Genomic DNA, 18,452 nt, shown 5'->3' on the forward strand with positions numbered 1-18,452 from the left:
TGGAACACCCCCTCACCCATGGCAGGAACGGCGAAAGCCGGCGGCCGCCCCCCGAGGGCTACGCGGCAGCGGTCTCCACCGCGGACTCCCCGCCGAGCAGCCCCACGAGGCCGTCCGCCAGCTCGGTGCGCCAGCACAGGTAGTCGTGTCCGCCGTTGAACTCGCGGTACACGGCGTCCTCGTAACCCTTCTCCCGCAACGTGGCGCGCAGCCTGCGCATGGCAGGTAGTGCGACCCACTCCTGCTCTCCGGCCGAGAGCCAGAACCGGACCGGCAGCTTCTCGCTCTCGGCGATGCGGGCGGTCAGCCACTCGGAGCGTTCGAGGTCGGGGCCGTCGGGCCACCAGAAGGAGCCCGACTGCGCGAGGACGCGGCCGAACCGCCCCGGTGCGACGACGGCGGCGTACGCGGCGGTGAGGCCGCCGAGGCTCTGGCCCGCGACGACCGTCCGTGCCGGATCGCCGGTCAGGGACAGCAGATCGCCCGCCCAGGGCAGCAGCTCCGTCTCCAGGAAGCCGACGAACCGCTCGTTGCAGGCGAGCTCGGCCCAGCGCTGGTCGGCGCTCAGGGATTCGGGGAGCAGGGCGGCAAGCGGCGGGATGCGGCCGTCGGCGATGAGGTTGTCCAGGAGGGCCGCGACATCCAGGCCCGGCTGCCACATCTCACCGTCCATCAGGACCAGGACGGGCAGGTCGTGTCCGCCGCCCGGCGGCTCGTAGAGGTGCACCTGTCGCTCGTTGCCGAGCAGTTCGCTGCGGACCGTGTGCGTCCTGACGGTGCCGCGCGCGACGCCCTCGCGGCGCTGCCAGTCGTCACCGGCCGGCGCCTGCGGCAGCTCGACGTACGAGACCGGGTCACCGCCCCAACGTCGGGTGAGGGTGCGCGTGTTGAGCGGGTCGGCCCGCTGCTGCCGTCGCAGCCACGGCCAGTACTCGCCGTCCGCGCGCGGCCCTTCCCCTTCGTCCACGCACAGGCTGTACGTCGCCCGCCAGTCCGCGCGCATCCGGATCGACCAGTGCCAGATGTCCGTGCCCGGGACCCGCTCCATCAGGTTGGGGGCCATGTCGCGCGGGTCGACGATCTTGTTCGGCATGACGAGGACGGCTCGGGTCGCGTCCGTGCCGCGCCACAGGAAGGTGACCACCCGGTACTCGTCGTCGCCCCGCGGGTCGGGCTCGACGAGGGGCGCCCCGCCCGAGTTCCGCACGGCGCTCCAGAAGTCGCCCCGCTCCACGGCCCGGTGCACCCACGCGCTCTCCGCGCGCTCGACGGGCCGCGGCCGCGGGATGCGGGGCGGCCGACGGGTGGCCCCGTCGGGAGGAGCGGTGAGCGGCATGAGGGAGCCTCCAGGGGTTCACTGCGTACACATAGCTAAGGGTGACCTTACTTGAGTCGGCCACCCCCGGGGCGACCAGGGCCGGGCCACCTCCGCCCGCCCGGAGGCCGGCGGTACATTGCCGCCTATGTCGATACCGAACCCCCAGCCCAACCAGCCCAACCAGCCCAACCCGTACCAACAGACCCCGAATCCATACCAGCAGCCCCCGGGCGCGGTGCCGCCTCAGGCCTCCCCTCAGCCCTTCGGCCAGCCACCGGGCCCCTATGGACAGCAGCCGGGCCCTTATGGCCAGCCACCCGCACCGCCGGCGCCCCCGGCAGGCCCCCGCGGGTCCACGCCCGGCTGGGTGTGGGGAATCGGCGGCGTCGTGGTCGCGTCGGCCCTGTGGGCGGGGGCGCTCTTCGCCACCGGCAACCTCGGCTCCGACGGCGGCGACGACGCGAAGGCGGACCTCGCCGGGTACCAGTACGCGAAGAACCTCTGCGACGTCTCCCCGCTCGACGCCTTCAAGAAGAAGTACGAGCTCGACACGGACTCCACGTCGACCACCAACTACGGCACACGGCAGAAGGGGTTCGACCAGAGCTACTGCAGCCGCAAGCTCAAGGACCCCGAGGCGGACGCCGACGCCTATTCGAGCATCTACGTCTACTCCACCGCCCGGTGGCACAAGGCCACCGACCCCGAGGGCGAGTTCGCCTCGGAGCAGAAGGCCTACGAGGACCAGTCGCAGAAGACGTACGGCTACAAGACCAAGGCCGTGAGCGGCATCGGCGACGAGGCGTACCTGATCACCGACACGAGCGGCACGGACAAGGACTCCCTCACCGGCATGACGCTCGCCGTGCGCGAGGGCTGGTTCACCATCGAGACGCGCTGGAGCTACTACGGCGGCGCGGACGACAAGACCGAGCCGCCGACCGCTTCGGAGGTCGAGGAGATGCTCAAGTCCGACACGCGTGCGGCGATGGACGGGCTCAAGAAGTGAGGAACGAGCCGCCCGGGGAGTCCTGAACTCAGCACAGGGGCGGCGTGGGGCGGACGAGGCCCGACTGGTAGGCGATGACGACCAGTTGGGCGCGGTCACGGGCGTCGAGCTTGGTCATGGCGCGCTGCACGTGGGTGCGCACGGTCAATGGGCTGACGAAGAGCACTTCGGCGATCTCCGCGTTGGACTTGCCCTCGGCGACCAGGACCATCACCTCCCGCTCGCGTGCGGTGAGCGCGGCGAGGCTCTCGGGCGGCGCCAGGTGGTCGCCGGCCTCGGGGGTGGCGAGGAAGCGGGTGATGAGGGCGCGCGTGGCCGACGGGGAGAGCAGCGCATCGCCCGCGACCACGGTGCGGATCGCGCCGAGGAGCGCGTCCACACCCACGTCCTTGCCGAGGAATCCGCTCGCCCCCGCGCGCAGGGCCTGGGCGACGTACTCGTCGGTCTCGAAGGTCGTCAGGATGAGGACACGGGTGGCGGCGAGCTGCGGGTCGGCGCAGATCCGGGCGGTCGCGGCCAGGCCGTCCGTGCCGGGCATGCGGATGTCCATGAGGGCGAGGTCGGGGAGGTGGGTGCGGGTGAGGTCGAGGGCTTCCTCGCCGTCGGTGGCCTCGGCGATCACCTCCATGTCGTCGCAGGAGTCGATCAGGATGCGGAAGGTCGCCCTCAGGAGGGCCTGGTCGTCGGCAAGCAGGACGCGGAGGGTCATGTGGCGCGTTTCTCTTCCGTGTTCTCGGGGTGCGGCGGCAGGTGGGCGGTGACTTCGAAGCCGCCCTCGGGGCGGTGGTCCGCATGCAGGTGACCGCCGACGGAGTGGGCGCGTTCCCGCATGGCTATGAGTCCGAAGCCGTGACCGGTGGCGGGCGTGGCGGGTCCCGTGCGGCGTCCGCCGCCGGTGACCTTGAGGACGGGGTCCGCGAACAGGGCCGTGGCCCCGTCCAGTACGGCGACGGTGAGGGGGTAACCGCGGGTGGCCCTTCGGTCGGTGCCGGCTGCCGGCCAGTAGAGCGCCACCATGACCGGTGCGAGGAGCAGGGGCGTGAGCAGGAAGCCCATCGCGCTCGCGCCCACCGCGCTCGCGCCCATGGCGCAGACCGTGGTCACCGCGACGACGGTGCGCGGGCGCCCGCGTTGCCACAGCAGGGCCGTGCAGCCGACGGCCGAGATCAGCACGCCGGCCCACCACGCGGGCCGGTCGGACGGCTCGGTGGTGCTGAGCATGCTGCCGGAGAAGGAGACGCCGAACAGCAACAGCACCACGGCCGCGTCGACGGTGCGGGGGTGGGCCTCCGCGTGACGCTGCCATCTGGTGAGCATCGAGTTCTCCGATCAGAGTGCTGGGATCATCGTCGGCCACGCGGCGTCCCGACGGGCGCAGGGCCGCCCGTGTCCCGCCCGGGCGGCCCTGCGTCGCGCCGGTCCAGCGGGCGCGGCAGCCACCAGGCCGCCTTGCCGAGCAGGGCGTGAGCGGCGGGGACGAGGGCCATCCGGACGACGAACGCGTCGAACAGGACGGCTGCGGCAAGCCCGAGCCTCATCGTCTCGATCATGGATTCGCCGGCGCCGATGCATCCGGAGAACACCGCCACCGACGGCCTCGCGATGCTCGGCGGCGCGCGCCGCCGGAAAGGCCGGACGGCCAAGGCGACAGAGAAGAGCAGCCAATTCGCTGAGGTTGCGTCCTCCACGGGCCGGGGTGGTTCACGGGCGCGGCCAGGGGTGCCCCTCCAGGCGCTCGATGTCGCTGTTGAAGCGCTGGAGGAAACCGGCGAACGTCGCCACGTCCTGCGGCGACCAGCTGTCCATGACCTTCTCCAGGCCCTGGGTGTACTCGGCCCGGTCGGCGTCGAGTTGCCGCGTGCCCTCGGCGGAGATGCGGAACTTGCGGGCCATGCCGCCGTCGGGGTCCGGGATGCGCTCGACCAGTCCCCCGCGCAGCATGGCCGCGGTCTGCCGGTTCAGGGTGGAGGCGTCGAGGCCGAACGCGTCGGTGAGCTGGCCGATGGACATGGGCCCGTCCATCTGGATACGGCTGAGCAGGATGTACGCGCTGCGGTCGAGGCGCCCGCCCGATGAGCGAGTGCGCGGGTTGAACAGGTGCGAGTGCCGTCCGAGCAGCATCGTCTCGAATTCGACATGCCGCACGGGCTTCTCCGTGCGGCCAGTGGGCTTGTCCATGCGACGACCGGGCTTTTCCATGGAGGCATTCTACTCGGCATATGCATCATGCACTTGATGTGTATAGTGCATATCGCGATGCCCTTTCGGGTCACGCGATCGTCCGGAAGCCGCCCGGAAGTCGTCCGGGGCTGCCGGAAAGCCGAAGGAGAAGCCAGTGGTCAGCTCGAAACCCGACGTCCGCCCGGGGCGCGTCGTCGGGGTACTCGCCCTCGCGGGCATCGTGGCCGCGGTCATGCAGACACTGGTGGTGCCCCTGATCGGCGACCTCCCCCGCATGCTCGGCACCAGCCCGTCGAACGCCTCATGGGTGGTCACGGCCACGCTGCTCTCGGCGGCGGTGGCGACGCCCGTGGCCGGGCGGCTCGGTGACATGTACGGCAAGCGGCGCATGCTGCTCGTCTCCGTGGTGCCGCTCGTCGCGGGCTCGGTGGTCTGCGCTCTTTCCTCCTCCGTGGTGCCGATGATCGTCGGCCGGGGCCTCCAGGGCCTCGGCATGGGCGTGGTCCCGCTGGGCGTCAGCCTCCTGCGTGATGTGCTGCCGCCGGAGAAGCTCGGCTCCTCCATCGCCCTGATGAGCGCGTCCATGGGCGTGGGCGGCGCGCTCGGCCTGCCCTTCTCCGCGGCCGTCGCCGAGAACGCAAGCTGGCGCGTGCTGTTCTGGGTCGCCGCCGCCCTGAGTCTTCTGGTCGCCGTCCTGGCCTGGCGGTTCGTACCCGCGGGGCGGATGGCGACCGGCTCGGCCCGCTTCGACGCCCTGGGCGCGGTCGGCCTGGGCGTCGGCCTCGTCTGCCTGCTGCTCGCCGTGTCCAAGGGGTCGGACTGGGGCTGGACGAGCGGCGCCACGCTCGGCCTGTTCGCCGCCTCGGTCGTCGTCCTGCTGGCCTGGGGCCACTGGGAGCTGCGCAGCGACGAGCCGCTGGTCGACCTGCGCGTCACCGCCCGACCGCAGGTCCTGATGACCAACGCGGCCTCGGTGCTCGTCGGTTTCGCGATGTACGCGCAGTCGCTGGTCGTTCCCCAGCTGCTCCAGCTTCCCGAGGCCACCGGCTACGGCCTGGGCCAGTCGATGATGGCCATGGGTCTGTGGATGGCCCCGGCGGGCCTGATGATGATGGCCCTCGCACCGCTCGGCGCCAAGCTCTCGGCCGCCCGCGGCCCCAAGGTGACGCTGTCGGTCGGAGCCCTGGTCATCGCTGTCGGCTACGGCTCCTCCCTGCTCCTGATGGGTTCGACGTGGGGCCTGCTGGTCGTGACGCTCATCTGCAACACGGGCGTGGGACTCGCGTACGGCGCCATGCCCGCCCTGATCATGAGCGCGGTGCCCCAGTCGGCCACCGCGTCGGCCAACAGCTTCAACACCCTGATGCGTTCGATCGGCAGCTCCGCAGCCGCAGCCGTGATCGGTGTGGTCCTGGCCCAGATGACGACGGACTTCGGCGGCCACTTGCTGCCGTCGGAGAACGGCTTCCGGGCCGCCATGCTGATGGGTTGCGGAGTGGGCCTCGCGGCAGCGGTGGTCGCCTCGCTCATTCCCGTCCGCCCGGCGGATGCCGGGGCCGACGACCAGACGGCCGCCGATCCGCGCCCGGCGTCCGAAGCCACCGCCTGACCCGTTGAAGGACCGCGGCCGCGGCTCTAGCATTTCCGCGGCCGCCATTCCGAACGGAGTCGCCCATGACCGTGCCGGTGCATCAGGGAACAGCGCGCGAAGGCGAGTCAGGACTTTCCGTCTACCACTGGTTTGCCACGCGGGCTGAACAGCGGCCCGGCGCGACGGCCGTCATCCAAGGCGACGTCCGGATGACTTATGGAGAATTGCACTCCGGAGTCATCCAGTTGTCCGAGGAACTCCTGGAGCACGGAGTCGGTCCGGAACAGGCGGTCGGGCTACTGGCAAAACGTTCGCCCGGACTCGTCATAGGGCTGCTTGCCATCCTCCGGGCGGGCGGTGCGTACGTTCCGCTCGGGACCGATCTCCCCCCGGAGCGGCTGGCATTCATGGTGCGCGACACATCCATGGAATGCCTCGTCACCGATACCGAGCCGCCGAACCTGCCGACGGACGTCCCACTACGGCTTGTTCATCTCCGCACATATGCAAGGCAGTTGACGCCCAGGCCAGCTCAGCCGGAGGTTCCGGAGCCCGCGCGTCTCGCCTATGTGCTGTACACCTCCGGCTCCACCGGACGCCCCAAAGGCGTGGCGGTGGAACACTCCGGCCTGTCGAACTACGTGCGTTGGACGGTGGCCGAATTCGCGGGCGGGCGCCCCGTCGACTCGCTTCTGCACACGCCGCTCAGCTTCGACTTCTCCCTGACGAGCTTCTTCCTGCCACTCGTCACCGGCGGCACCCTCCACCTCGCCCCGCAGCACCAGGAGGGCGAGGATCTCGCGACGGCCATCCAGAACACCGCCTTCGACCTGGTACGCCTGACCCCCTCGCACATCGAGATGCTCGCGGCCCGCCTTGCCGGGCGACAGGGACTGCGCGGGCCGCGGCAGTTCGTCGTCGGCGGTGAGGTCCTGCGCGCCCGCCATCTCACGGCGCTGCGGCGGCTCTTCCCCGACTCGGTCGTCTACAACCACTACGGACCGACGGAGACCGTGGTGGGCCGATGCTTTCTCCGCCTCGACAGGGCCGCCGGATTCCACGCCGAGGAGTACGCGCCGGACGACCCGCTGCCGATCGGCCATCCCCTGCCCCGCACGCACCTGACCGTCGACTACGCGGACGCGGAACAGGCAGCTGAAGGCATCGGCGAGCTGGTCATCGGCGGGGCGGGAATCGCCCGCGGCTATCTCAACCTTCCGGGCGCCACGGACAAGGCGTTCAGCGCGCTGCCCGACGGCGAGGGCCGCGCCTACCGCACGGGAGATCTCGTGCGGCTGGACGCGCGGGGCCGGCCGGTGGTCGTGGGCCGGGCCGACGGACAGGTGAAGATCCGCGGCCATCGAGTGGAAACCGCTGAGATCGAGGCCCTGCTGTGCGCGATGGAGGGCGTACGCGCGGCGGCGGTGGTGAAGGCCAAGGAGCCACGGAACGCCCTTGCCGCCTTCATCGTCCCTGACCGCTTGGCCCCCGACCCGGGGCGGCTTCGGACCGAACTCGCGGCCTCGCTCCCGTCGTACATGATCCCCCAGCACTTCTCGGCGCTCGACGCACTGCCGCTCACCCGGCACGGCAAGCTCGACCGGCGGTTCCTTCAGGACCTGGTCGAGAAGGAGGCCCACTCTGTTCGTGCGGCGGAGCCGGAGCCCGACGGCAGCGCGCCCGACGCGGCGATGCGCAGGGCGCTCGCCCTGTGCGAGCGCATCCTCGGCGTGCGCGATGTCCGGGCCGGTGACAACTTCGTCGACCTGGGCGGGGATTCGATCACGGCGATGAAGCTGGCCACCGCTTGCCGACGCGAGGGAATCACCGTACGCAGCATCCGGTTCCTCACGGCGGACACCCTCGCGGACGCGTTCCGCGGGACGGAGGTCAACGCCGCGCGCTGAGCAGGAACATCTGGCCGGGGGCCGCCGGATCGTGTGCCGCGCGATCCCGGTCGAGGCCCGCGATGCGGGCCAGGTGGTCGGCGCCCGTCCCCGCTCCCGCCCCCGTCACCAGCCAGTCGGGGAACATGCAGAACGGCGTGGTGCGCACCTCGCTGAAGCCGGCCGCGGCGCACTGCGCGCGCAGCGGCTCGCGCTCGGTCAACTGCCCCCGCAGCTGTGACATTTCCGCCGGTGAGTAGAAGGACAGGAACGTCTGGAAGCGGCACTCGGGATCCCACGCGCTCACCACCAGGAGCCCGCCGGGCCGCAGCGTCCGGAACGACTCGGCGAGGAAGCGCGCGCGCTGCGCCGCGGACAGGTGGTTGACCGTGCCCATCATGCAGGTGACGAGGTCGAAGCTGCCGTCGCGGAAGGGCATCGCCGTGCCGTCCGCCACGGCGAACCGGCCGGCCCACCGTTCGTCCACGCAGGAGCGGATCCCCGCGTCGCTGAGGTCGATCCCGTACGACCGCACGCCGAACCGGTCGAGCACCTGCGGGTAGCGCAGGGTGCCGCTGCCGACGTCGAGCGAGGTGGCCACGGCGGAGACATCCCCGACGGCCGTGAGCAGCTGGACCAGTTCCAGCCGTTTCTTGGCGCTGTCGTGCACGCCGGTGTGGTCGAACTGGACGTAGAACAACGCGTCGTACGCGGCGAGCCGGGAGTCGGAGCTGCCGAGCAGACCGCGCGCCTCCAGGTCCCGGACGAGCACCTCGGAGGGCGAGGAGGCCGCGGAGGGCAACGGCCGGGCCTCACTCGGCGTGGCCGATGCGATGCCCGTCCGGCAGGCCTCGAGATGCTTCCACGCGTCCTCGTACGTGGCGTCCCAGGCGAGCAGCGTCTCGAAGCGCTCGGCCGCCTCGGCGTGCCTGCCGCCCTGCTGCAGAGCCCGCGCACCGTCGTACAGAAGGCCTTTGTCGTCCTCGCCGGGGCCGCTCAGCGCCGCCTGCTCGTAGGCGATGGCCGCCGCCGACTCCGCCCCGGTGCGCTGGAAGCACTCGCCGGTCAAGTACAGGGCGTGCGCCCGAAGTTGTGCGTCCTCGGCAGCCCGCTGGAGCAGGCCGATGGCCGCCCGGTACTCCCCCGACGCGGCCAGCGCCCGGCCCGCCTCGAACGCGGACCGGGCGTCTCGGGGGCGCGAGAGGGCCTCGTCCTCGGTCGGCCGGGGGCGCAGCCCGTACACCGTGCCCCGCTCCGTGCCCGCCACGATGACCGAGCCGTCCGGTGTGGTGACGATCGCGGTGACCGGGCCGTCAAGCTCGGCCTCGTCCAGGCCGATGCCGTCCGGCGTGAGCGTCAGCCGCACGCCGTCGGACGTGACGCGGCGCCCGCTCTCCGTCTTGACCAGGTCCGCGAGGTCCGCCGCCGGGGGAAGGCCTGAGCCGACAACCGGTCTTCCGGTGAGGTCGAGGAGGAGGGCTCCTCCGTCGGGATCGTCCAGGACGACGTGATGGCCGTCCGCGCCGATGCGCAGCCTGCGGACAGGTGCCCCGTGGAGGTACGTCCAGAGCGTCTTCATCAGGCGGCACCTGATCCCGGGTCGTCGGTCATGGCCTTGAGGGCATGGAGGAAGTCGTCGAGCAGCGCGGTGACGGTCGGCTCCTCGAACAGCTCGGTGCTGTACTCCAGGAAGCCGGTGATCTCCCCGTCCGTGTCCGACAGGCTGTTGCCGTCCCGCACCTCCTGACTTTCCTGCAGTACGAGCGCCAGGTCGGACCTGGTGGTGTCGAGGCCGACCGGGACGGGCGTGATCCGCAGCCCGGGGATTTCGAGTCCGGACCGTCCCGGCGTGTTGTTCAGCACGAGCTTGGTCTGGAACAGCGGGCTGTGGCGACGGCTGCGGGGCGGGTTGAGCGCGTGGACGACCCGTTCGTAGGGCACGTCCTGGTGGCTGAGCGCTTCGAGCACCGTGCCGTGGACGCGTGCCAGGAGCTCCCGCCAGGTCGGCCCGCCGTCCAGGTCGACCCGCAGCGCCAACTGGTTGACGAAGAAGCCGAGCATCTCCTGCGTCTCCGCGGCGGTGCGTCCCGCGACATCGGTGCCGACAGTGACCTCCCGCTCACCCGAGCGGGCGCACAGGGCCGTGCCGAACGCGGTGAGCAGGACGGCGAACGGAGTGGCCCCGGACTTGCGGCACAGCCGCCGGATCTCCCCCACGGTCTGTGCCGGGATCGAGACCGGCAGCAGTCGTCCTCTGCCGGTGGAACGGACGGGCCGGGGGTGGTCCGTGGGCAGCGGGGGCAGGTCGGTGACACCGGCCAGCCTGCCCTTCCAGTAGTCCAGTTGGGCATCGAGATGACCCTCGTCGAGCAACCGCCGTTGCCATACGGCGTAGTCGGCGTACTGGACAGGTGGTGGGACCGGGTCGGGCTCGCGCCCCTCGGTGACGGCTGCGTAGAACGCGGCGAGATCGGCGTTGAAGAGCCCCAACGACCAGCCGTCGTGCACGATGTGATGCAGCGACAGCAGCAGGGCGTGGTCGTCCGGTGCCATGCGCACCAGGTGGGTCCGGAGGATCGGCCCCTCGGCCAGGTCGAAGGGGCGGTGGTACTCCGCCCGCACGAGCCGTGTCAGTTCCGCTTCCCGTGTGCTCGGGGACAGGGCGGTGAGGTCGATCAGCGGGAGGCGCAGCGGCTCGGGCGGCCTGATCTCCTGCCGGGGTGCGCCGTCGGGCGCGGTGATCAACGTCCGCAGGACCTCGTGCCGGGCGACGAGCGCGTCAAGGGCCCCGGACAGGGCTCCGGTGTCGAGCGGGCCGAGGATCCGGTCGAAGACCGGCACGTTGTAGCGGGGGTCGCCCGGGTTCAACTGGTCCATGAACCACAGCCGTTCCTGGGCGCACGAGGCGGGCAGCGCCGCGGCGCGGGGCACGGCGGCCAGCGGCGGCGCCGCGCCTGCCTCGGGCTCCCGCAGCGCGTCGACGCGGGCGGCCAGCTCGGCGAGGGTGCGGTGGTCGAACGGCGCGCGCGCCGGCAGGGCCACGCCCAGGCGCTTGCGCACCCGGAAGACGACCTGGAGGGTGAGCAGGGAGTGTCCGCCGAGGCCGAAGAAGTCGTCGTCGGGGGTGACGTCACCGCAGTCGAGCAGCTCGCGCCAGACATCGGCGACCACCTGCTCGGTGCCGGTGAGCTCCCGGGCGGCCGCCCCCCAGACCGCCCGCTCGACGACCGCCGGATCCTCGGCGAGACGGCGCAGTTGGGTGCGGTCGGCCTTCCCGTTCGCGGTGAGGGGGAGCTCGGGCAGCGGGACGTAGTGGGCCGGCAACAGCGGTTCGGGCAGCCAGTGCCGTACGTGCGCGTCGATGGCCGGAAGGGTCACCGCGCAGGCCCGGCGCCAGTGCGGATCGCTGGTGAACCGCCGTGCGTCGAACGGCTCGGCGGGTGCCTCGGCACGGCGGCCCGTGGAGGCTTCCGCAAGGTCGGCGCAGTCCGCGTCGCGGAGCACCAGGGCGACGTCGTAGGCGCCGTCGGACCGCCCTTCCAGCCAGCTCAGCTCCACCTCGTACGCGCACTGGTCCGCGAGGCCCCACCAGTCCTCCGGCGCGCAGCCGTGCGGCGTCAAGGCGCTGGCCCGGGCGCGGAGTTCGCCTACGGAGGAGGAGGGTGCACGCTCCTCGATGAGGTCGCGCAGGGAGAGCGCCGCGCTCAGGCGGGCGTTGGGTACGCCGGTGAGCAGCAGACGGTCGGGGCGCTCCCGCTCCAGGCGGCGAAGGAGCTCGCCCGGTGTGAGAGGTGAGGCGGCCCAGTCGAGCACCGTGCCGACGCGTTCCGGATCGGCCGGCTCGGGAGGTTCGGACCCGACGGTGAGGACGACGTCGTACCGGTAGAGGCTGAGCTCGTTGTCGTGGCGGCCGCGCTTGGGCAGGACCCGGACCCGCGCGACCCGGGGCCAGCGGTCCGCGAGTTCCCCGAACAGCTGCGGGTCGACGCAGAGTTCCGGGTCCTGGGCGCTCTGGCGGCGGATTCTCGACCGCAGTTCGGCGATGCGCATGTTCGCCGGGGCGCGGTGCACCTGGACGGACGTGTGGAACAGGTCGAGCAGAGGCAGGCTGCGCAGATCGCCGAGGAAGACGTGGCCGCCGTCGGGCACCGCGTCGACGGCCTGCCGGAGCACGTCGAGGAGGTAGTCGGCCGAGGGGAAGTACTGGACCACGGAGTTGAGCACCACCGTGTCGGGCGCCGGACCCGAGTCCCGCGGGGTGATGCTCCGGTGCGCGGGAGCCGTGCGGAGTTCGACCCGGCCGGGCGGGAGGCCCATGGCGCTCACCGCGTCCTGTACGTAGGCGACGGCGGGGGCGGAGATGTCGGTGGCCCGGTAACTCCGGCATCGCGAGGCCGTGTTGAGCAGGATCATGCCCGTGCCGCTGCCGATCTCCAGGACGTCGTGCGGCCGCAGGTCGCTGATGCGGCCGAGCGTGTCGTCCAGCCAGGCTCGCATCTGATCCGGATCCAGGGGCCGGTCGGTGTAACTGCTGAGCCAGCCCGCGAGGTTGAAGGAGGCGTCGCCGGCCGCGGGCCGATGGCCGTTGCCTCCGGGCAGGTCTCCGTAGGTGGTCTCGTACAGCCTGCGCCACTCCTCGACGCGGTCGCCGTCCCAGTCCCGGTCGCTCCTCGAACCGTCCCGCAGGCGGACGAAGGCGACGACCCGCTCGTCGCCCGGGGCGCGGCGCACCACCTCCACAGCGCACTGGCGCACCTCCGGGTGGCTGCGGACCGCGGCCTCGACCTCGGCGGGTTCGAGCCGGTGGCCGCGCACCTTGACCTGTTCGTCCCGGCGGCCCAGGTACTCGAGATCACCGCTGGGCAGCAGCCGGACCAGATCGCCCGTGCGGTACAGCCTGCCGCCCGGTTCCGCGGCGAAGGGGTCGGGCACGAAGCGATCGGCGGTGAGCGCGGGCCGCCGCCAGTACCCCTGGCCCACTCCGGCGCCCCCGACGCAGGCCTCCCCCGGCACGCCGACCGGCACCGGACGCAGCGCCTCGTCCAGGACGTGGACGCGGACATGGGGGATCGGCCGGCCGATCGGCACCCGGCCCCCGCTCCCCTGCGGCGCTCCGTCCTCGGCCTCGAAGGCGGTGCAGGCCACGGCGGTCTCGGTGGGCCCGTACTCGTTGATGATCCGGACGCCAGGGGTGCCCGCGCGCAGCGCCGCCAGGGCGTCCTCGTGCAGGGCTTCCCCGCCGAGGACGACCGTACGGGCGGGCAGGGCGAGCGGTGCGCCGTCGGCGGACTGCTCCAGGAGCCTCAAGTGCGAGGGTGTCAGTTTGACGAAGCTCAGGTCGGCGGCGTCGGTGAGCAGGTCAGGCAGGGCGCCGTCGGGGGTGTCGGCGGCGGGCGCGGGGAGCAGCAGGCGCTGCCCGGCGAGCAGGGGCGCGAAGATGCTCGTCACGGTCAGGTCGAAGGCGAGCGGTGAGTGCACGGGTACGCCCGTTCCCGCGACCGCGGAGTAGTGGTCCTTGGCCCACAGCAGATAGTTGACGACGTTGCGGTGGGTGAGCAGGGCCGCCTTGGGGCGGCCCGTGGAGCCCGAGGTGAACATGAGGTAGATCAGGTCGTCCGCCGAGACCCGGACGTCCGGGGATTCCGAGGGCTGCCGTGCGATGGCGTCGGCTTCGGCGGCCGGCCGGACGACCCGTGCGCCCGCGGGGTCCACCTCCGCGGGCAGGTCGCCGGAGACCACCAGGACGGCGGCTCCGCTGTCGGCGAGCATGGCGTTCGTCCGGGACGGGGGATGCGTGCGGTCGAGCGGCACGTAGGCGGCGCCGGTCTTGAGGATCGCGAGCAGCGCGGTCACGGTCAACGGTCCGCGGTCCATCAGCACGGCCACCACGGCGCCTGGCCGGGCCCCGGCGTCCCGCAGATGGTGGGCGAGCCGGTTCGCCGCACTGTCCAACTCCGCGTACGTCAGGGTCTGGTCCGCCCGGCGCACCGCGACCGCGTCGGGTGTGCGGGAGGCCTGGGCCGCCACCAGTTCGTGCAGGGGGACCGCACAGGAGTCGGTGCCGGTGTCGTTCCACTCGCTCACGATCCGCCGCAGTTCGCGTGCGGACAGCACCGGCAGGGCGGAAAGGTGCCGGCCGGGGTCGGCGGCGACGGCTCGGAGCAGCTCGCCGAGCGACTCGGAGATGCGGCCGACGGTGGCGGCGTCGAAGAGGTCGGTGGCGTAGTCGACCAGGCAGTCCAGGCCCTCGTCGGTCTCAAGGATGTTGAAGTCGAGGTCGAAGCGGGAGGACTCGGTTGCCGTGTCGAGCATCGTGACCCTCAGGCCGGAGGGGTGGCCGGTCACGGCAGGCGTGTTGTGCAGCGTGAAATTCACCTGGTACAGCGGGTTGCGCGCGAGGTCGCGCTCGGGGAAAAGACGCTGGGCGATCAGGTCCACCGGCACGTCCTGGTGGTCGTGCGCCTCCAGGCAGGTCCTGCGCACCCGGGCCAGGTGTTCCGCGAAACTGGGGTCGTCGTCGAGGCGTACCCGGAAGAGCACCGAGTTGGCGAAGAAACCGACCAGGTCGTGGAGCTCGCTCTGCCGCCGGTTCGCGACGGCGCCGCCGATGAGCATGTCTCCCTGACCGCTGTAGCGGTACAGCACGGTGGCGAGTGCTGCGAGCAGCGTCATGTGGAGGGTTGCTCCGTGCCGTGTGCCCAACCCGCCTAAAGCGGCGGTCAGTTCGGCGTCGACCACGAACCGGTGCGTGGCGCCCCGGTGGCTCTGCATGGGCGGCCGGGGCCGGTCGGTGGGCAGGTCGAGCCGGTCGGGGGCGCCACTGAGGTGCGCTTCCCAGTAGGCCAGTTGCCGCCGGGCCTCGTCGTCGTCCTCGCGGAGCGCCTGCCAGCGGGCGAAGCCGCCGTACTGCACCGGCAAGGGCGGCAGCGGACTGGGCAGGCCCAGCGAGAACGCCTCGTACAAGGCCGTCAGTTCGCGGCCCAGGACGGCGAGGGACCAGCCGTCGACGGCGACGTGGTGGAACACGGACAGGAGCACCGAATCGTCGGCGGACAGACGCAGCAGCCGCAGCCGCACGGGAGGCGCGTCCGCCAGGTCGAAGGGGATGCCGCGCTCGGCCGCGATGAGCCGGTCGGCCTCCGCCGCGCGCCGCGCGGGCGGGAGAGCGCGCAGGTCGATGACCGCCAGCGGGACGGGTGTTGCGTCTCGGACCCGTTGCACGGGTACGCCGTCGACCGTGGGGAAGACGGTGCGCAGGATTTCGTGCCGGGCGGTGATCTCGTTCAGGCAGCGGTGCAGCAGGGCCGGGTCGAGCCGCCCGGTGAGCCGGAAGGGGTTCACGCTGGTGTAGGCGGTGCTTTCCGGCTCCAGCGCACCCAGGAAAAGGATGCGCCGCTGGGCCGACGACACCGGAGCGTCGCCCTCTGCCGGTCCGGCGAACAGGCTCAGTGGCGGGGTGATGCCGCGTGCGCGCAGTTGCCGGAGCAGGTCCGCGCGCTGTCGCGCGGTGAGGTTCTGGATCCGCTCGGCGAGGCCGACTTCAGGCATGGCCCTCCTGTCGCTCCAGGGCGTTCTGCTCCAGGGCGCCCGGTTCCAGGGCGCCTTGCTCCAAGGCGTCCACGAGCGCGGTCAGTTCATCCGCTCCCCCGCCACCGGGTCCGTCGGTGCCGTCCGTCGCGGCGGCGATGACCTCGGCGAGGCCCGCGGGAGTGGGCAGGCGGAAGAACGCCTCCAGGGTCACATCGGCGCCGTAGCGCTCCTGGACACGCGTGATGAGCACCGTGGCGAGGAGCGAATGGCCGCCGTGCCGGAAGAAGTTGTCGTGCCGTCCGATACCGACACGCCCGAGGAACTCCTCCCAGAGCGCGGCCAGTTCACACTCCACGGGGCCGACCGGAGCACAGTGGGTGTCCGGCTCCGGGGCGGGGACAGCGTCCCGGGAGGACGCGGCCGGCAGGCACCCCTCCCCGCCGGGCCGCGCCGCGACGCCGGTCGGCTTCGCGAGAGCGCGAGCGTCAAGGCCGTCCCGGCGGAAGATCTCACCAACAGCTCCGCGCGGCGCGGGGTGGCCGAAGGAGTCGCGGACAGTCAGCACGGCATCGGCGGGCAGGTCCGCGAGGCCCGGCGCCCGGAGCAGGTCCGCCGGCAACGCGTCGGGGGCGTACGGGTGTTCCTCGGCCAGAGGAATGTCCCGCAGGGCGCGGTCGGGCCGGGCGGCAAGCTCGCGCAGCGCCCGCTGCCAGGCGTGCCCCAGGGCGGCGACGGTGTCCGCGTCCCACAGCTCGGTCGCGTACTCCAAGGTCGCCGACAGTCGGCCGTCCGCGTTCGTGACGGTGCACACCAGGTCGAAGGTGGAGACGGCGGTGACCGGCTCTCGCATCCGGATGCGCAGCCCCGGCACGGACAGGTCGTCCTCCGGCTGGACGATCATCTGGAACACGATCTGGAAGAGCGGGTGGAGGTTGGCCCGTCTGGCCCCGCCGTGTGCGGCCACCAACCGCTCGAAGGGCAGTTCCTGGTGGTCGTAGGCGTCGTGGCAGGTCTCCGCGGTGGCGCGCAGCACGTCACGCAGCGTGTGGTCGTCGCGCACCTCGGTCCGCAGGACCACCATGTTCACGAAGGAACCGACGACGTTCTGGGTCTCGGGACGGGCCCGGCCGGAGGTGGTGCCGCCCACGGCGAGGTCGGTCCGGCCGCTGTAGCGGTGCAGCACGACGTGGAAACCGGCGAGCAGCGCCATGAACAGGCTCGCTCCCTCCTCACGGCACAGGGCACCCAGTTGCTCCGCGAGGCCGTCGTCGAGCGGGACGGCGTACTCACCGCCGCGATGGGAGAGCTGTTCGGGGCGCGGATGGTCGGTGGGCAGGGTCAGCTCGGGCAGGTCGCGTACGCGTTCGCGCCAGTGGGCGAGGAGCCGGTCGTGGCCGCCACTCTCCGCGACACGCCGTTGCCATGCGGCGAAATCCGCGTACTGCAGCGGAAGTTCGGGCAGCGCGGGCGAGGCGCCGGTGACGCCGGCTCGGTACAGCTCCGAGAGCTCACGCAGCAGAATGTCCAACGACCATGCGTCAGCGATGATGTGATGCAACGTCAGTAACAGGACCGACCGCTGGTCGGAAAGCCGGATCAGCGTGGTCCGCAGCAGGGGAACGCGCCGCAGGTCGAAGGGCTCGGCGGCCTCCTGCCGGGCCAGGTCGGCGACCAGTCCCCGCTCGTCCACCACGCTGTCACGCCCGAGGAGGGAGCGCAGATCGACGATGCGCAGCGCCGGCTCGCGGTCGGTGACGATCTGGCGCAGCTGTCCGTCGATCACGCGGAAGCAGGTGCGCAGGCTCTCATGGCGGCGCACACATCCGCGCACCGCCGCGTCCAGGGCCGCGGGGTCGAGGTCGCCGGTCAGGTCCAAGGTGCGGGCGACCGTGAACACCCCGGCCCGCTGGGCGAGTTCGTCGAGGAAGTACATCCTCGCCTGGGCGTACGACGCGTCGCTCACCAGGGCGGACACGGCCTGTTCCGTCATGCCGTTCCTCTCCGCCCGTTCGCCGCGACCGCCTCGGCCATGGCGACGGCGATCGTGCGAGGACGGGTGAAGGGCTCCCTGCCGTGCGCGGTGAGCATGTTGTCGACGACCAGGACGTCGTCGCGGGAGTAGTCGAACCGGGTGGCCGCCGACCGGTAGCACTCGCGCACATGCGCCATGACGTCGTCGGGGATGTCCGCGCCGTCGCCGAAGTAGCTCTGGTTGGGCAGGTCCTCCTCGCCGAACAGTTCGAGCATGCCCTCGCGGTTCTCCGGCGACAGGGTCGAGAGGTGGAAGATCGCTGCGTGGTTGAACCACACCTCCTCCCCCGTCTCCGGGTGCAGGTGGACGGCCTCGCGCACCGAGGAGGTGCGCAGTCTGCCGTCCGGGCGCCACTCGGCGGTGACGCCGTTGGCCGCGCAGAACCGCTCCACCTGGGCCCGGTCCTCGGTGGCGTAGACCTCCTGCCAGCTCAGTCCGAACTCGGGGCCGAGGTTGCGCACCACCTTCCAGCCGCGCCGTTCGAACTCCTCGCGCACGGCGGGGTCCAGGAGGCTCAGCACGCGGCGGGTGTCCGAGAGCGGGGTCGCTCCCCTGCCGCCCGGGGGCTCGACACAGTAGAAGTACAGGCTCATCGGCCAGGACAGGCGGTAGGAGTTCTCGTTATGGAAGAAGATCTCCTCGTGCGGCGGGTAGTCGGTCGAGGTGTAGACCCGGCCCTTGATGGTGCTGCGCGGCGATGAGCGTTCCTCGTAGGCCAGCGGTGCCTCACCGGACAGCTCACCGACCGCGGACTCGAAGCCGTCCACCCCGCCGACCGTGAAGCCGCGCAGCAGGACGGCGCCGTTCGTGCGCAGCCGCTTCCGTATCGCGGCGCGGTCCCCGCTGATCCGGTCGAGGAGTGCCTCGCCCTCGTACGCCTCGATGACGTGGGGCAGCTCCACGGC

11 protein-coding genes and 1 pseudogene are annotated in these 18,452 nt (G+C 71.8%); 3 read left to right on the forward strand and 9 right to left on the reverse strand.

Going from position 1 to position 18,452, the window contains the following annotated elements; translation table 11 throughout:
* Window positions 1–58: 58 nt before the first annotated feature.
* Window positions 59–1,336 (reverse strand): enterochelin esterase, encoded by a 1,278-nt coding sequence (gene fes, locus ACZ5WE_RS21085; RefSeq protein WP_467691167.1) that lies wholly within the window; start codon window positions 1,334–1,336, stop codon window positions 59–61.
* Between the two features lie 127 nt (window positions 1,337–1,463).
* On the opposite strand from fes, the gene ACZ5WE_RS21090 reads away from it, so the two are divergent.
* The gene (locus ACZ5WE_RS21090; protein WP_467691168.1) at window positions 1,464–2,327 is read left to right on the forward strand and encodes a hypothetical protein; all 864 of its coding nucleotides are present in this window, start codon (window positions 1,464–1,466) and stop codon (window positions 2,325–2,327) included.
* Window positions 2,328–2,355: 28 nt separating this feature from the next.
* Here the strand turns inward: ACZ5WE_RS21090 and ACZ5WE_RS21095 are convergent, their stop codons facing one another.
* From ACZ5WE_RS21095 to ACZ5WE_RS21110, 4 genes and pseudogenes are all read right to left on the reverse strand, one after another.
* Window positions 2,356–3,036, reverse strand: coding sequence for a response regulator transcription factor (locus tag ACZ5WE_RS21095; RefSeq protein WP_467691170.1), 681 nt, complete (start codon window positions 3,034–3,036; stop codon window positions 2,356–2,358).
* The gene (locus ACZ5WE_RS21100) at window positions 3,033–3,644 is read right to left on the reverse strand and encodes a DUF7134 domain-containing protein (protein WP_467691172.1); all 612 of its coding nucleotides are present in this window, start codon (window positions 3,642–3,644) and stop codon (window positions 3,033–3,035) included. The genes ACZ5WE_RS21095 and ACZ5WE_RS21100 overlap by 4 nt, the downstream gene beginning before the upstream one ends.
* Before the next feature lie 26 nt (window positions 3,645–3,670).
* A pseudogene (locus ACZ5WE_RS21105) lies at window positions 3,671–3,916 on the reverse strand (hypothetical protein); the annotation flags it as partial.
* A 112-nt stretch (window positions 3,917–4,028) separates the two neighbouring features.
* On the reverse strand, window positions 4,029–4,505 hold the full coding sequence (locus ACZ5WE_RS21110) for a MarR family winged helix-turn-helix transcriptional regulator (protein ID WP_467691383.1): 477 nt from the start codon (window positions 4,503–4,505) through the stop codon (window positions 4,029–4,031).
* A 157-nt stretch (window positions 4,506–4,662) separates the two neighbouring features.
* Between ACZ5WE_RS21110 and ACZ5WE_RS21115 the strand changes: the two genes are divergently transcribed.
* Window positions 4,663–6,117: an MFS transporter gene (locus ACZ5WE_RS21115; protein WP_467691174.1), complete on the forward strand. Its 1,455-nt coding sequence runs from the start codon at window positions 4,663–4,665 to the stop codon at window positions 6,115–6,117.
* A 191-nt stretch (window positions 6,118–6,308) separates the two neighbouring features.
* The gene (locus ACZ5WE_RS21120; RefSeq protein ID WP_467691175.1) at window positions 6,309–8,006 is read left to right on the forward strand and encodes a non-ribosomal peptide synthetase; all 1,698 of its coding nucleotides are present in this window, start codon (window positions 6,309–6,311) and stop codon (window positions 8,004–8,006) included.
* Here the strand turns inward: ACZ5WE_RS21120 and ACZ5WE_RS21125 are convergent.
* The 4 genes from ACZ5WE_RS21125 to ACZ5WE_RS21140 are packed head-to-tail and all read right to left on the reverse strand — an operon-like array spanning window position 7,990 to window position 18,449.
* Window positions 7,990–9,564: a methyltransferase domain-containing protein gene (locus ACZ5WE_RS21125; RefSeq protein WP_467691177.1), complete on the reverse strand. Its 1,575-nt coding sequence runs from the start codon at window positions 9,562–9,564 to the stop codon at window positions 7,990–7,992. The two genes, ACZ5WE_RS21120 and ACZ5WE_RS21125, sit on opposite strands and share 17 nt — an antisense overlap.
* Window positions 9,564–15,533 carry an amino acid adenylation domain-containing protein gene (locus ACZ5WE_RS21130; RefSeq protein WP_467691178.1) on the reverse strand — a complete coding sequence of 1,990 codons (5,970 nt, stop codon included), beginning with the start codon at window positions 15,531–15,533 and terminating at the stop codon, window positions 9,564–9,566. Before ACZ5WE_RS21130 ends, ACZ5WE_RS21125 begins: the two co-directional genes overlap by 1 nt.
* Window positions 15,526–17,505 carry a condensation domain-containing protein gene (locus ACZ5WE_RS21135; RefSeq protein ID WP_467691179.1) on the reverse strand — a complete coding sequence of 660 codons (1,980 nt, stop codon included), beginning with the start codon at window positions 17,503–17,505 and terminating at the stop codon, window positions 15,526–15,528. The genes ACZ5WE_RS21130 and ACZ5WE_RS21135 overlap by 8 nt, the downstream gene beginning before the upstream one ends.
* Window positions 17,502–18,449 carry a TauD/TfdA family dioxygenase gene (locus tag ACZ5WE_RS21140; RefSeq protein WP_467691181.1) on the reverse strand — a complete coding sequence of 316 codons (948 nt, stop codon included), beginning with the start codon at window positions 18,447–18,449 and terminating at the stop codon, window positions 17,502–17,504. Before ACZ5WE_RS21140 ends, ACZ5WE_RS21135 begins: the two co-directional genes overlap by 4 nt.
* Between the last annotated feature and the right edge of the window lie 3 nt (window positions 18,450–18,452).

Source organism: Streptomyces sp. NPDC033180, from assembly GCF_055577645.1.

Excerpts from the sequence above, each read along its gene's own strand:
- fes (WP_467691167.1), bottom strand. The coding sequence starts at position 1,336 with ATGCCGCTCACCGCTCCTCCCGACGGGGCCACCCGTCGGCCGCCCCGC.
- ACZ5WE_RS21090 (WP_467691168.1), top strand. The coding sequence starts at position 1,464 with ATGTCGATACCGAACCCCCAGCCCAACCAGCCCAACCAGCCCAACCCG.
- ACZ5WE_RS21095 (WP_467691170.1), bottom strand. The coding sequence starts at position 3,036 with ATGACCCTCCGCGTCCTGCTTGCCGACGACCAGGCCCTCCTGAGGGCG.
- ACZ5WE_RS21100 (WP_467691172.1), bottom strand. The coding sequence starts at position 3,644 with ATGCTCACCAGATGGCAGCGTCACGCGGAGGCCCACCCCCGCACCGTC.
- ACZ5WE_RS21110 (WP_467691383.1), bottom strand. The coding sequence starts at position 4,505 with ATGGACAAGCCCACTGGCCGCACGGAGAAGCCCGTGCGGCATGTCGAA.
- ACZ5WE_RS21120 (WP_467691175.1), top strand. The coding sequence starts at position 6,309 with ATGACTTATGGAGAATTGCACTCCGGAGTCATCCAGTTGTCCGAGGAA.
- ACZ5WE_RS21125 (WP_467691177.1), bottom strand. The coding sequence starts at position 9,564 with ATGAAGACGCTCTGGACGTACCTCCACGGGGCACCTGTCCGCAGGCTG.
- ACZ5WE_RS21130 (WP_467691178.1), bottom strand. The coding sequence starts at position 15,533 with ATGCCTGAAGTCGGCCTCGCCGAGCGGATCCAGAACCTCACCGCGCGA.
- ACZ5WE_RS21135 (WP_467691179.1), bottom strand. The coding sequence starts at position 17,505 with ATGACGGAACAGGCCGTGTCCGCCCTGGTGAGCGACGCGTCGTACGCC.